13 protein-coding genes are annotated in these 14,084 nt (G+C 58.7%); 12 read left to right on the top strand and 1 reads right to left on the bottom strand.

The window, feature by feature from the left end:
• Positions 1-213 precede the first annotated feature (213 nt).
• From ACQ4MS_RS16940 to ACQ4MS_RS16980, 9 genes are all read left to right on the top strand, one after another.
• On the top strand, positions 214-882 hold the full coding sequence (locus tag ACQ4MS_RS16940) for a GntR family transcriptional regulator (protein WP_431095796.1): 669 nt from the start codon (positions 214-216) through the stop codon (positions 880-882).
• Positions 879-2,360 carry a malonyl-CoA decarboxylase domain-containing protein gene (locus ACQ4MS_RS16945; RefSeq protein ID WP_431095797.1) on the top strand — a complete coding sequence of 494 codons (1,482 nt, stop codon included), beginning with the start codon at positions 879-881 and terminating at the stop codon, positions 2,358-2,360. The genes ACQ4MS_RS16940 and ACQ4MS_RS16945 overlap by 4 nt, the downstream gene beginning before the upstream one ends.
• Before the next feature lie 119 nt (positions 2,361-2,479).
• Positions 2,480-3,478 (top strand): Bug family tripartite tricarboxylate transporter substrate binding protein, encoded by a 999-nt coding sequence (locus tag ACQ4MS_RS16950; protein ID WP_431095798.1) that lies wholly within the window; start codon positions 2,480-2,482, stop codon positions 3,476-3,478.
• 7 nt (positions 3,479-3,485) lie between these two features.
• Positions 3,486-4,277 carry an enoyl-CoA hydratase/isomerase family protein gene (locus ACQ4MS_RS16955; protein WP_431095799.1) on the top strand — a complete coding sequence of 264 codons (792 nt, stop codon included), beginning with the start codon at positions 3,486-3,488 and terminating at the stop codon, positions 4,275-4,277.
• 35 nt (positions 4,278-4,312) lie between these two features.
• Positions 4,313-5,845 (top strand): malonate--CoA ligase, encoded by a 1,533-nt coding sequence (locus tag ACQ4MS_RS16960; protein WP_431095800.1) that lies wholly within the window; start codon positions 4,313-4,315, stop codon positions 5,843-5,845.
• A 444-nt stretch (positions 5,846-6,289) separates the two neighbouring features.
• Positions 6,290-7,453, top strand: coding sequence for an extracellular solute-binding protein (locus ACQ4MS_RS16965; protein WP_431095801.1), 1,164 nt, complete (start codon positions 6,290-6,292; stop codon positions 7,451-7,453).
• Positions 7,454-7,584: 131 nt separating this feature from the next.
• Positions 7,585-8,688, top strand: coding sequence for an ABC transporter ATP-binding protein (locus ACQ4MS_RS16970; RefSeq protein ID WP_431095802.1), 1,104 nt, complete (start codon positions 7,585-7,587; stop codon positions 8,686-8,688).
• Positions 8,689-8,720: 32 nt separating this feature from the next.
• Positions 8,721-9,662 carry an ABC transporter permease gene (locus tag ACQ4MS_RS16975; RefSeq protein WP_431095803.1) on the top strand — a complete coding sequence of 314 codons (942 nt, stop codon included), beginning with the start codon at positions 8,721-8,723 and terminating at the stop codon, positions 9,660-9,662.
• A gap of 1 nt (position 9,663) precedes the next feature.
• Positions 9,664-10,554, top strand: coding sequence for an ABC transporter permease (locus ACQ4MS_RS16980; RefSeq protein WP_431095804.1), 891 nt, complete (start codon positions 9,664-9,666; stop codon positions 10,552-10,554).
• On the opposite strand, the gene ACQ4MS_RS16985 is transcribed toward ACQ4MS_RS16980, so the two are convergent.
• The gene (locus tag ACQ4MS_RS16985) at positions 10,499-11,446 is read right to left on the bottom strand and encodes a DMT family transporter (RefSeq protein ID WP_431095805.1); all 948 of its coding nucleotides are present in this window, start codon (positions 11,444-11,446) and stop codon (positions 10,499-10,501) included. The genes ACQ4MS_RS16980 and ACQ4MS_RS16985 overlap by 56 nt on opposite strands.
• Positions 11,447-11,626: 180 nt before the next feature.
• Between ACQ4MS_RS16985 and ACQ4MS_RS16990 the strand changes: the two genes are divergently transcribed.
• From ACQ4MS_RS16990 to ACQ4MS_RS17000, 3 genes are all read left to right on the top strand, one after another.
• On the top strand, positions 11,627-12,073 hold the full coding sequence (locus tag ACQ4MS_RS16990) for a gamma-glutamylcyclotransferase family protein (protein WP_431095806.1): 447 nt from the start codon (positions 11,627-11,629) through the stop codon (positions 12,071-12,073).
• A 315-nt stretch (positions 12,074-12,388) separates the two neighbouring features.
• Positions 12,389-13,708, top strand: a complete 1,320-nt coding sequence (aceA, locus tag ACQ4MS_RS16995) for an isocitrate lyase (RefSeq protein ID WP_431095807.1) — start codon at positions 12,389-12,391, stop codon at positions 13,706-13,708.
• Positions 13,709-13,875: 167 nt separating this feature from the next.
• Positions 13,876-14,055, top strand: a complete 180-nt coding sequence (locus ACQ4MS_RS17000; protein WP_431095808.1) for a hypothetical protein — start codon at positions 13,876-13,878, stop codon at positions 14,053-14,055.
• Positions 14,056-14,084: the final 29 nt, after the last annotated feature.

Consider the following 14,084-nt stretch of genomic DNA (forward strand, 5'->3'; position numbering starts at 1 on the left):
CGCTACGGGTTTCTCCCTGTCGTTTTAACGCATATTTACAGCAAAGCCCCTTGATCGAATTGCCTTGTTTTTTCATAATTACACGTAATTACTTGAAATTATGCGCACGATCAACACAAACTTGTCGGGTGATCCAGTTTCAGCAGGTAGCAGGTGGGTTTCAGCAAGGAGCGGCCGCTCTAACGGCCTATAGGTCCATCAAAAGGTCTTGCCATGCGTCTTGTCCAGAGTTCATTGCATCAGGAAGTTGCCGACACACTGCGAGAGCAAATCTTCACGGGCCAGCTGGCGCCAGGCAGCTTTCTCGATGAGGTCGCGTTGTGCGAGCGCCTGGAAATCTCCCGCACGCCCCTGAGAGAGGCGCTCAAGGTATTGACCTCGGAAGGCCTGCTGCGCCACGAACCCCGGCGCGGATGCTTCGTCAACGAAGTGACCGAGAAAGACCTCGACGATATTTTCCCGGTCATTGCGTTGCTGGAAGGGCGCTGCGCATACGAGGCCGCCCGCAACGCCACCGACGCCGATCTGGCGGCGCTTACCAATCTGCATGAGCGCCTGAACAGCCACGCCAGCGCCGGGCGGATCAACGACTACTACGCCACCAACTTCGCCATTCACGAGGCCATCATCATGCTGGCCGACAACCGCTGGCTGGCCCAGGCTATCGCCGACCTGCGCAAGATATTGAAGCTTGCCCGGCTGCAGCAACTGCATGCGCCAGGCCGGCTGGCACAAAGCCTCTCGGAACACATGACGGTGTTTGCGGCCCTGAAAAGCCGCGACAGCGAAGGCGCCGAGGCCGCCATGCGCACCCACCTGACACGTCAGCGGGAAGCGCTGCGTGACCTGGCCCGCAGCCAACGTTCCAGGGTGGCCTCATGAGCGCCGCAGACTGGCTCACCCGCAGTGTTTCGCGGCTCACGGCGGGCGAGAAGGGCCTGACAGAAAAAACAGCTGCCGGGCATACGGAACCTTCGCAAGCCGCTGTAAAAAAGGTAGCTACAAGTGCCGGCTTGCCTGTGCGGAGTACACACGAACGGCTCCAGGCGACCCTCAGCCACAAGGATGAAGCGCTGTCACCGCGCGTGCTTCGCCGTACCCTGCAGGAGCTGCAAGCAATCATTGATCCGCGCGTGAGCGAGGTGGAAGGCGGCCGGCGTGCCATGGCCATCGCAGCCTGGTATCAGGGCGCCACCCCGGCTCGTCGCCGCGACCTTTGGATGTTGATGAGCGAGCAGTTCGTTGCTAACCCGCAAAAGGTCAAGGCCGCGCAGGCGCAATTCGCCGCCGCAGTGGGAACACCTGAGGAAGCGGTGGCGGAGGTGCGTTACCGCCGCGCCACCGTTTCGCCGCGTCGGCGTCTGTTGCAACGCTTCAGTGTTTACCCCGGTGGCATCCAGTTCCTGGTCGAAATGCGTGCTGACATGCAGTCCAGCCTCAAAGCCGACAAGCGCCTGCTGGCTCTGGATGTCGAAATGGAATACATGTTTTCGACATGGTTCGACGTCGGTTTTCTCGACCTGCGGCGCATCACCTGGGACTCGCCGGCGTCGCTCATTGAAAAGCTGATCAAGTACGAAGCGGTCCATGACATCAAGGGATGGGCTGACGTTAAAAATCGGCTTGACAGCGATCGCCGCTGCTATGGTTTTTTCCATCCGCGCCTTCCGGATGTGCCGTTGATATTTGTCGAGGTCGCCATGGTCGAGACGATTGCCGGCGACATCATGCCCTTGCTCGATGAGCTGGCTGCGCCGTCGGACTTGAGCCGCGCGACTACTGCGATTTTTTACTCCATCAGCAATACCCAAACCGGCCTGCGCGGTGTGAGTTTCGGTGATTCATTGATCAAGCGCGTGGTGGAGAGCCTGAAAGAGGAATTTCCCAAGCTCAAGACCTTTGCCACACTTTCACCGATTCCGGGGTTTCGCAACTGGCTGGGCAAGAATGCCGGCGCCATGCTTGAAAAGCTGGGCGAGAAGGAGCTCTCCGCTCTGGGCCGGGCAGTGGGGTTTGAACCGCCCACCGCAGGGCATCTGCTGACGGCGGCCGAAAATCCACTGGCGCTTGCTGAAAAGTCGCCGGTACGAAAAATGCTGCTGCACTGTGCAGCTCATTACCTGGGGCAGGAGCTGGAGGAGGGAAAGCCGCTGGATCCGGTGGCGCGTTTCCACCTGGGCAACGGCGCGCGCATAGAGCGCATCAACTGGGCAGGGGACCCGACACCAAAGGGGCTCAAGCAATCGTACGGGCTGATGGTGAATTACCTCTATGACCTCAAGCGCCTGGACAGGCATCGCGCACTGCTTGCACAGGGGAAAATCCCCGTATCAGGCAGCATCGAAGATTTGTACATTTGAACGTGTACTTAGCATCGTATCCAGGCAGTGATGTTGGCTGGTTCATCTGAATTTATCTGGCCTTCTATGGCTTTCTCTGGGTTTTACCCTTCTGATTTCAACAACGACAGGAGACACACATGACATATAACTTTCACGCGCAAGCATCCCGCCGCGACATCTTGCGTGTGGTAGCAGCTGGGGCCGCCACAATTTCCCTTGGCAGCCATGCGCAGGCCGCATGGCCCACCAAACCGGTGACGGTGGTCGTGCCATTCCCGGCGGGAGGTGGTACCGATGCCTTTGCACGGCCCCTGTCGGCACAGTTTTCCAAAATGACGGGCAAGACACTCATCATTGACAACCGCGGTGGCGCCGGTGGCACGTTGGGCGCGAGCATCGCGGCCAAGGCCGCACCCGACGGCTATACGCTGTTCATGGGTGCTGTGCACCATTCGATTGCACCGGCCATGTACCCCCGGCTGGACTATGACATCCAGAAGGATTTTGTACCGCTGGCATTGCTCGCCAATGTGCCGCAGGTGCTGGTGGTCAATCCGAAGAATATGCCCTTTGCCGACTTCAAGGGCTTTATCGAGGCCGTGCGCAAGGCACCCGGCAAGTACAACTATGGCTCTGCAGGAGCCGGCACTTCACACCATCTGGCGGGAGAACTGTTCAAGCAGCAGACCAAGACCTTTATCACCCACATCCCTTATACCGGCGCCGGCCCTTCGTTGCGGGACCTTGTGGGCGGCCAGGTCGACATGATGTTTGACGGCCTGGGTTCATCAGCCGCGCATATCAAGGCCGGCCGCATCAAGGCCCTGATGGTGTCTGGCACCAAGCGCAACCCGGCGTTCCCGGATGTTCCTTGCGCTGCGGAGGTCGGATTGCCGGATTACACAGTCACCACCTGGTACGGCATGTGGGCGCCCAAGGGCACACCCACCGACGTGCAGGTACGCATTGCCGAGGAGCTGCGCAAGGCCGGTGCCTCGGATGAGCTCAAGGCCATCTGGGCCAGCAACGGCGCGGACTTCGGCACCCTCACGCCTCAGCAATTCGGCGCGTTTGTGAGTAGCGAGGTCAAACGCTGGTCGGCTGTGGTGAAAGCTTCCGGCGCCAAACTCGACTGATTTCCGGATGACCGGTGCCGTTTTACTGGAAGTGAAGGGCCCCCTTGCCTTCGTGACCCTGTCTCATCCCGGCAAGCTCAATGCCATGTCCCGCGTCATGTGGCGCGAGTTGCGTGCAGTGTTTGAAAGCATCCAGCAAAACGCAGCCTTGCGCTGCGTGCTGGTGCGGGGGGAGGGCGGGCACTTTTGCGCGGGCGGCGACATTTCCGAATACGCCGGCTTCCGGTTTGAAGAGACCGGCCTGCGCGAGTTTCATGAGGGCGATGTCTGGGGTGGCCTGAAGGCTATGCTGGACTGCGACGTGCCCATCGTCGCGCAGATCGAAGGCAACTGCATGGGCGCCGGCATCGAAATCGCCAGTTGCTGCGACATCCGCGTTGCGGCCGACACAGCGAAGTTCGGCGCGCCCATCGCCAAACTCGGCTTTCCGATGGCGCCGCGCGAGGCCGCGCTGGTGATGCGTGTAGCTGGCGAGCTGACAGCGCGTGAGATGCTGCTGTCGGCTGCTGTGCTGGGCGCCGCGGAGATGAAGCAGCGGGGCTTCCTTAACCAGACAGTGCCGGCCGGGGATGCAGGCCCTGCGGCCATGGTTTATGCCGACCGGTGCGTAACGCTGGCGCCGGGCGCGGCACGTTTGAATAAACAGGCATTTAGGGCTCTAGCCCAGGTGAATTATGGGAAATCAGCTACTGATTTGATAGCAAATTCCTACCAATACGCTGCATCGCCCGAGCACCTGGAAGGCGTAACAGCTTTCAATGAAAAACGCCCGCCCCGGTTTGTGCCCCCGCAAGGCTAACTTCTGCTGACCTTTTTACTACCGACAGTTTGACTATGAAAAACCATAACCTGTTCGCCGCGCTACGGGCCGCCTTTCCCTCTTCCCTTGACGAAGTTGCCGTCGAAACCGACACCGGCCTGAATTACTCCTGGCGTGACCTTGAACGCGGCACGGCGATGATGGCCAACCTGCTGGCCTCGCTGGGCTTGCCTGAAGGGGCCCGGGTGGCTGTGCAGGTTGAAAAGTCGGTGGAAGCCATGATGCTCTACCTGGCCACCCTGCGCGCGGGCTACGTGTTTTTGCCGCTCAATACCGCCTACCAGAGCGCGGAGATTGAATATTTCATCGGCAATGCAGAGCCGTCCGTGATGGTCTGCAGCAGCAAGAACTTCGGCTGGGTCAGCAAGATCGCATTCAAGGCCGGGACGCAGAGCGTATTCACCCTGGACGATGACCGCACAGGTTCACTGCTGGATCGCGCGGCGCATTGCAGTGATCAGCACGAGGTGGTGGCGCGCCAGGCGGACGACCTGGCCGCCATCCTCTACACCAGTGGTACCACGGGACGCAGCAAGGGCGCCATGCTTTCGCACGGCAATATGTTGAGCAATGCCCTGGTACTCAAAGACGCCTGGGGCTGGAAAAAGGGCGATGTATTGATTCACGCCTTGCCGATCTTCCATGTGCATGGCCTTTTTGTCGCCATTCACGGCGCACTGATCAACGGCAGCAAGATGATCTGGCTGGCGAAATTTGATCCCAAACTCGTCGTGAAAAAACTGCCAGAAGCCACGGTGTTCATGGGCGTTCCCACGCTGTATGTGCGCCTGCTGGCCGAGCCGGGCCTGACCCGCGACGCCTGCCGGAACATGCGGCTTTTCGTGGCGGGCTCTGCACCTTTGCTGATCGAAACCTTCAACGAGTGGAAGGAGCGCACCGGTCACACCATTCTGGAGCGTTACGGCATGTCTGAAACCGTCATGCTCACGTCCAATCCCTATCAGGGGGCGGAGCGGCGCGGCGGCACGGTAGGCTTTGCCTTGCCGGGTGTCAGCCTGCGTGTGCAGGATGAGGGCGGCAAGTCTTTGCCGGCCGGTGAGATCGGCGGCATCCAGGTCAGCGGCCCGAATATCTTCAAGGGCTACTGGCGCATGCCGGAGAAGACCAAAGAAGAGTTCACGGCAGACGGTTACTTCAAGACCGGCGACGTCGGCAAGATCGACGAGCGCGGCTACATCGTCATCGTGGGCCGTAGCAAGGACCTCATCATCAGCGGTGGTTATAACGTCTATCCGGCGGAGATCGAGGGCTACATCAACGACATGCCCGGCGTGGCGGAAAGCGCCCTGGTCGGTGTGCCGCATCCGGACTTTGGCGAAGTCGGCGTGGCCGTGGTGATTGCCAAGCCGGGCGCGGCACTTGAGGGTGGGCAGATCGTGGGCGAGCTGAAATCAAAGCTGGCCAACTTCAAGATCCCGAAGCAGTGCTTTGTCGTCAACGAGCTTCCGCGCAACACCATGGGCAAGGTGCAGAAGAATTTGCTGCGTGACCAGTACAAGGATCTGTTTATCCGGGCTGCAGCTTAAGGGCGAAGCCCTCACCTGGACCGCCCGGTCAGCCCGGGCGGACAACGGTCAGCGCCCATCCAGACTGGCTTGCGCCCTGCCGACATCTGCCATGGACTTGCTTGTGCGTGCCGTGGTTGAGCGCTACCGGGGTCCTTAGCTGTCTCTGACGCCAATCGGGCGCGGCCATCGGTCCCGCCGCTGGTTGGGCTCAAGGCCGGGGCTCCGCTTGGGGGGATAAATGGCTAGCTTTTGCGTACGCGGCAAAACCCCTGCATGAGGCGCCTCGCGGTCTATCGGGGCTGGAGACGGGATTTGCCTCGTTGCCGGACCTGGAAGGAGCCCCAAACCTGGGGGTGAAAAAGTCCCCGTAGCTTCGGCCCTCTTATACAATTGCTCCGGTCTGATTTTTGCTTGTATTTTCCCGGTTTTTACTTCCAAGTTTTAAGAGGAGTTACGGACATTATGAAAAAGCATCTTGGGTATTTGGCGTTTTCCGGCATCCTGTTGGCAGTGCTGGCCGGCTGCGGTAAAAAAGAAGAGGCACCCGTCGCTGCCACTCCGGTCCCTGCTGCAAGTGCACCGGCCGCTGCTCCCGCCGAAGAGAAGGTGCTCAATGTCTATAACTGGCCTGACTATGTCGCCAAGGACATGATTGCCAACTTCGAAAAAGAAACCGGCATCAAGGTCAACTACCAGACCTTTGAAAACAACGAGGCCCTGCATGCCAAGCTGGTCGCAGGCAACACCGGTTACGACATCGTGGTGCCGGGCGCCGTCTTCGCCAAGCCTCAAATCGACGGCGGCCTTCTCGCCAAGCTCGACAAGTCCAAGGTCGCCAACTATGGCAACCTTGACCCGGCCATCATGGAAAAACTGGGCACCATCGATCCGGGCAATGCCTACCTCGTCCCGTGGGCCTGGAGCTTTACCACCGTCGGCATCAACAAGGCCAAAGTGACCAAGGCGCTGGGCTCCACCCCCATGCCTGAAAACGCATGGGACCTGGTGTTCAACCCGGTCTACACCGCCAAGCTCAAGTCCTGCGGCATTGCCTACCTTGACTCGCCAACCGAAGTGCTGCCGCCTGCCATGCACTATGTGGGCAAGAATGCCTATTCCAATGACCCGGCCGATCACAAGGCTGCAGCTGAAATGCTCGCCAAGGTGCGCCCGCACATCCGCATGTTCTCCAGCACCATGATTGACGACCTGGCCGGCGGCAAGGCCTGCGTGGCTCTGGCCTGGGCTGGCGACATCAATATCGCCCGCGCCCGCGCTATCGAAAACAAGAGCGGCAACGACGTCGAGGCCCTGTTGCCCAGCACCGGCGGCCTGATCTTCTTTGATACGCTGGCCATTCCGAAGGATGCCAAGCACCCGAACAACGCGCTGGCGTTCATCAACTACTCGCTGCGTCCCGAGGTATCTGCGTCTCTGACCAACGAGCTGGGTTACGCCACCGCCAACAAGGCCAGCCTGGCCAACGTCAAGCCCGAAATTGCCAAGGACAAGGCCGTCTTCCCCGATGCGGACAACCTGAAGAAAATGGTGTCTCCGGCCAGTTTCAGCAACGAGGCGCGTGAGTCCATGAGCAATGTGTTCACTGCCTTTAAAAAAGGCAAGTGACGTTTTACTGATCTCTGGCAAGCGCTGATTTCAGTGTGAACCCGGCTGTGCATGCAATGCGTTGTGTGCGCAGCTTTTTTTCATCTTGCTAGGGCCTGCTGGCAGGCCTTAGGCGACAGGAAACCCTGTTCATGAATCTACCCCTCTCGGCCGGCGACGGATTTTTGCGGACAGACCAGCTGGTCAAGCGCTTTGATGGCGTGGCTGCGGTCGACGATGTGTCCCTGTCCATCCACAAGGGTGAAATCTTCGCGCTGCTAGGCAGTTCCGGCTGCGGAAAGTCGACCTTGCTGCGCATGCTGGCAGGTTTTGAAAAACCCACAGAGGGTTCTGTGATCCTGGACGGCGTGGACATCGCCTCCTTTCCGCCTTACGAGCGGCCCATCAACATGATGTTCCAGTCCTACGCGCTGTTTCCCCACCTGACGGTATGGGACAACGTCGCTTTCGGGCTCAAGCGCGAAGGCATGCCCAAGGGTGAGATCGAGGCGCGCGTGCAGGAAATGCTCAAACTGGTCCAGCTCGAAACTTTTGCCAAACGCAAGCCGCACCAGCTTTCGGGCGGCCAGCAGCAGCGCGTGGCGCTGGCGCGCAGCCTGGCCAAACGGCCGCAGTTGCTGTTGCTGGATGAGCCATTGGGTGCGCTGGACAAAAAGCTGCGCGAGCGTACACAGTTCGAGCTGGTCAATATCCTGGAATCCGTGGGCGTGACGTGTGTGATGGTGACGCACGATCAGGAAGAGGCCATGGCCATGGCTTCCCGCATCGCTGTCATGAGCCACGGCCGCGTGCTGCAGGTTGGCACGCCCAAGGAAATCTACGAGCACCCCAATTGCCGGTTTGTGGCCGACTTTATCGGCAACGTCAACATGTTTGAAGGCGAGCTCACGCTGGACGAAGCCGACCGCTGCGAAGTGACGACGGAGCAGGGTGTGGTGAATGTGGGCCACGGCATCAGCGGCACACTGGGCATGTCGGTGGCCATCGCGGTGCGGCCCGAAAAGATCCACATCGCTAAAACCCGGCCGGATGTGAATGTGAATCTCTTCACCGGCAAGGTGAGGGAGATCGCCTATTTCGGCAGCTACAACACTTTCATTGTCGAAATGCCGGGTGGGCGCAGGGTGAAGATCACCGAAACCAATACCACGCGCCACGAAAGTTCCTTGATCACCTGGGAGGACGCGGTGTTCCTCTGGTGGGATGATTCGGCGCCTGTGGTGCTGACCCAATAAGTTGCCGTAACGACAACCGACCTGATACGGCGATGAAAATCCCTTCCTGGCTTCAACTCAACCTTGGGCGGCGCTTTGTAATCGGCGTGCCCTATGCATGGCTGCTGCTTTTCTTTGTGCTGCCATTCCTGATCCTTCTGCGCATCAGCGTGACAGACATGGGCAATGGCGTGGACCCTTTTGCGCCGCTGATCGAGACGGTCGAGGGCTCGTGGCATGTCATGCTGCGCTACAACAACTACGCGTCCATTTTTATCGACAGCGCGGCCGATGCTGTCGGCGGGTTTGGCAACACCATCTACATGGAGGCCTACAAGACCTCGCTGAAATATGCGTTGTTGACCACGCTATCGTGCCTGGTGATCGGCTATCCGTTTGCGTACTTCATCGCCCGCTCGCGGCCGGCGATTCGCCCGGCTTTGCTGATGCTGGTGATGTTGCCGTTCTGGACATCCTTCCTGCTGCGCGTGTATGCCTGGAAGGGCCTCCTGGCCGACCAGGGCGTGCTCAACAACCTGCTGATAGCTCTGGGCATCATCCAGGAGCCTATGGTGATGCTCTACACCGATGTGTCGATGCTGGTGGGCATGACCTATGTGTATTGCCCGTTCATGATCTTGCCGCTCTACGCCAACCTGGTGAAGATGGATTTCCGCCTGCTGGAGGCTGCCCACGACCTGGGCGCTAGCGCATGGAAGGCCTTCTGGCTGATCACCGTGCCGCTCAGCAAATCCGGGATCATTGCCGGCTCGATGCTGGTGTTCATCCCCAGCGTTGGGGAGTTCGTCATTCCTTCTTTGCTCGGCGGTGCAGAGAACATCATGATTGGCCGTGTGGTGTGGGACGAGATGTTCAGCAGCAACAACTGGCCGCGTGCGTCGGCGCTGGCGGTCGTGATGATTTTGCTGATTCTGGTGCCGCTGGCGTTTTATTACCGGTCCAGCAGCGACCGCGATGCGCAGGGAAGGCATTGACATGAAAAACCTGCTGAGAACTTTTCTGCGTTTTCTTGAAAACAACGTGGGCCGGATCTGGATGGGGCTGGTTTACCTGTTCCTGTACATCCCGCTGATTTTTCTCATCGTCTTTTCTTTCAACAGCACCCGGCAAGACGGCGTCTTCACCGGCTTCTCTTTGCGCTGGTATGAGGCGCTTCTGTCCGATTCACGGTTGGTAGAAGGTTTTTTCCTGTCGCTGAAGGTAGCGCTGATTACGGGCACCTTGTCCGTGGTACTCGGCAGCTTTGCCGCCTTTGTGCTGGTGCGCTATTTGCGTTTTACCGGCCGCACGTTGTTCTACGGACTGGTCAATGCGCCGCTGGTCATGCCTGAGGTCATTATCGGCCTGGCGCTCCTGCTGTTGATGGTTGCGGTGCAGCGCACCCTGGGCTGGCCGGACCGCGGTTTCATCACCATCGTAACGGGCCACACCCTGCTGGGCATGGCCTATGCCACGGTAGTCATCCAGTCGCGGCTTAGTGAAATGGACCGCACGCTGGAAGAGGCCGCCATGGACTTGGGTTGCCGGCCCATCCAGGTCTTCTTTCTGGTGACCTTGCCCAGCATTGCGCCGGCGCTGGTGTCGGCCTGGCTGCTGACATTCACGCTCTCGTTTGACGATGTGGTGATTTCCGAATTCCTGTCAGGTCCTGGCGTAACGACCTTGCCGCAGGTGATCTTCAGCTATGCACGCCGTGGCGTGAACCCGTCGATTTATGCGGCCGCCACGATTTTGATCACGGTGGTGTCGCTGGGCATCATCGCCTACAGCATCTCTGTCTTGCGCCGGCAAAAGCGGCTGGATCGCGAAATCAGTGCGGCGGCTCGACCGGAACAGGCTTTCCCGGACCCCGTCCGGGCAAAGTAGCCAGCACGACCCCGGTCAGTGCGATGGCAAAGGCGCCGATCTGGGGACCATTGAGCTTTTCTCCCAGCACGATCACACCGATGGCTGCGGCGCTCACAGGCAGCAGGACGGTGAATACGCCTGCCTGATTCGCCGGAACGTTCCTGAGCCCGGTCATCCAGAGCCAGACGGTCCATACACTGGCTGCCAGCGAATAAAACAGCAGCAGCAGCCAGGCGGATGGAGCCACCTTGCCGAAGTCAAATCCCCAGGCCATCCAGAGACCGAAAGGGGTGACGAGGGCAAAACCCCAGAGGTTGATCAAAGCGGTGATGCGCTTGGGGCTGAGCGTACCGGTCAGTTTCTTGCCGATCACGGCGTAGGCAGCTTCGCATAAAACCGCACCCACCAGCAATAAATTGCCCAACCAGGCGTTTTGAGATGCCAAATCAGCCTCCACCCGAGGAACGGCGTGCCCAGACAGCTCATTTTTTGATAGCGAAACCAGACCAATGCCGATCACCGCGCAGGCGACGGCACCCCACACGCGCGCACCGATTCGCTCCCGCAGGAAGAACCAGCTCATCAGTGCGACGGCAGCCGGGATGGACGCCATGATCACCCCCGCCGCAACTGCGCTCGTCATGCTCACCCCGAACAACATGCAAATGGAGAACAGAAAATTGCCCAGGAAGGATTCGAGGAAGAGCAGACGCCCGGTTTGCCGGCTCATGGGGACTTCACCTGCCGGTTTTTTCAGCCAGTGCAGCATGGCGGTGCCGCCAATGCCAAAACGCAGCCAGGCCAGCAAAAAAACGGGGAAGGCAATAACGAGGGGTTTGGAAAGCGCCACATAGCTGCCAACGAGGGACATGCTGAGCGCCAGACAGGCATAGGCCACGATTCGGTTCATTAAACTGGAAGCTCCTGTGGTGCGGAGCCAGCGCGGGGCCCTGCGGTTGTGCTGGCCGGAAGCGGTCAGGCAGAGGTTGAAATCATGCCTTAATTTCATAATGAGTATCCCGGCTTACATGGAACTCTGACAGCCATCAATGCAATGACATTCGGCGACAACACTGACATACCTTCTTCAATGTCTCAACCTCTAGTCCGTTATGTTTTTGTTTACGGCACCCTGCGCAAGGGTGAACAGCGCGATATCAATCGCCTGCAGCCCCCGCCCCGCTGGATAGGGCGCGCCAGCGTGGCGGGCGTGATGCATCACCTGGGCTCTTACCCTGGCTTGACCCTGACCGGTCCGGGTACCGTGCAGGGAGAGGTGTATGCCGTGGCTCCTGAGCTGGAACGGGTGCTGGACGAGATCGAGGAGGTCTGGCCACAGCAAACCGGTGAATACACCAAGCGTGAGGTGGCGGTGCAACTGGAATCAGCATCCGAGGCAGGCGAGCCGCCGCGCTTGCGTGAGCTGGTGTGCTTCCTCTACGAAATCGCGCCGGAACGGATTCACGGCAAACCCGTGATTACTTTAGGCGACTGGGTATTGCACCGCACGGGTGGTACGGGTGTAGCAGAGTCATAAGCAGAGAGCGTGCGGCCAAGGGAGGACAGCTACCGGCGTCCCGAGCCTTCGATGCCAATGGCAAGCTGCATGTTGCCATTTCATAATTCAATAAATCGATTCCGTAATGTGGAATCAATAAATGCTGCAGTGCAAAATTATTTCTCAATATGAGAGATAGAATTTCGTATTGCGATAAGTTGCTCAAACGACATTGATTTTATTGAATTTAATTTTTGTCTTATATAAGACATAAGAGCTTCACAAGGTCTTGTAGAAGACTTAAAGTTAATCCATCGAATTCACCACTTCTTTATTTCAACCTACGGAGCCACCATGCCGCAAACCTTGACTGAACAATTAAGCCGCGACCAGCAAATTTCCGCTCTGGAAAAAGACTGGGCCACCAACCCGCGCTGGAAAGGCATCAAGCGCGGTTACAGCGCCGCCGACGTGGTGCGCCTGCGCGGCTCCTTCCCTATCGAGCACACGCTGGCCCGTCGCGGCGCTGAAAAGCTGTGGGACCTGCTGCACAACGAGCCCTATGTGAATTGCCTTGGTGCGCTGACCGGCGGCCAGGCCATGCAACAGGTGAAAGCTGGCGTTAAAGCCATCTACCTGTCCGGCTGGCAGGTTGCTGCCGACAACAACAGCTATTCCGCCATGTACCCCGACCAATCGCTGTATCCGGTCGATTCCGTGCCCAAGGTCGTTGAAACTATCAACAACACCTTCCGTCGTGCCGATGAGATCCAGCACTCCAAGGGAATCGACGCAGGCGACAAAGAATACATCGACTACTTCGCCCCTATCGTGGCGGATGCCGAGGCAGGTTTTGGCGGGGTCCTGAATGCCTTCGAACTGATGAAGGCCATGATCAAGTCCGGCGCCGGTGGTGTGCACTGGGAAGACCAGTTGGCCTCTGTCAAGAAATGCGGCCACATGGGCGGCAAGGTGCTGCTGCCAACCCGCGAGTCGTGCCAGAAGCTGATCGCTGCCCGTATGGCGGCGGATGTTTGCGGCGTGCCTACGCTGGTGATTGCCCGTACCGATGCGGAAGCGGCCGACCTGCTGACCTCCGACTACGACGAAATCGACAAACCTTTCCTGACCGGCGAGCGCACGGCCGAAGGTTTTTACAAGACCCGCAAAGGTCTGGACCAAGCCGTGGCCCGTGCCAACGCCTATGCCCACTATGCCGATCTGGTGTGGTGCGAAACCGGCACGCCCGACCTCGACTTTGCCAAGAAGTTTGCCGACGCCGTGCACAAGGTTCACCCAGGGAAGATGCTGGCCTACAACTGCTCGCCGTCTTTCAACTGGAAGAAAAACCTCGACGACGCGACCATCGCCAAATTCCAGCGCGAGCTCGGCGCCATGGGATACAAGTACCAGTTCATCACGCTCGCCGGCATTCACTCCATGTGGTACAACATGTACGACCTGTCGCAAGACTACGTCAAGCGCGGCATGACAGCGTACATTGAGAAGGTGCAAGAGCCCGAATTCGCAGCACGTGATCGCGGCTACACCTTTGTGTCGCACCAGCAGGAAGTCGGCACTGGTTACTTCGACGAAGTGACCACCGCAATTCAGGGCGGCAAGTCCAGCGTAACCGCGCTGACTGGCTCGACCGAAGAAGAGCAGTTCCACTGAATTGACTTCAACCCGATAAATTACCCAGACGCTTGTGCCTTCACAGGTACAGCTTTAGCCCGGACAGGAACTTAGGGCCTGCCCGGGCTTTTTTGTGGCCCAGTTTTAGCGTAGAGTGCAGTTTGTTACACAAAACACAATGTGCACATTAACCGGAGGAAGTTGCCGTGTCGGAATTAACCGTGGGTTTTAAACGCGTCCCCTGTCCCGATTGCAACGGCACCGGCGAATTGCGCATTGAAAGTGAAAATATCAATGAGCATTTTGAGGTCGAAAAACAGACGGTGATCACTGAGTGTCCGCGTTGCCTGGGGCTAGGCTTTTTACCGCCGGCTTCGCCGCAATAGAACTTGTGGGGGAGAGGCTTGTGGCGCGC

The organism is Polaromonas aquatica (assembly GCF_050626995.1).
Classification (GTDB): domain Bacteria; phylum Pseudomonadota; class Gammaproteobacteria; order Burkholderiales; family Burkholderiaceae_C; genus Polaromonas; species Polaromonas aquatica_A.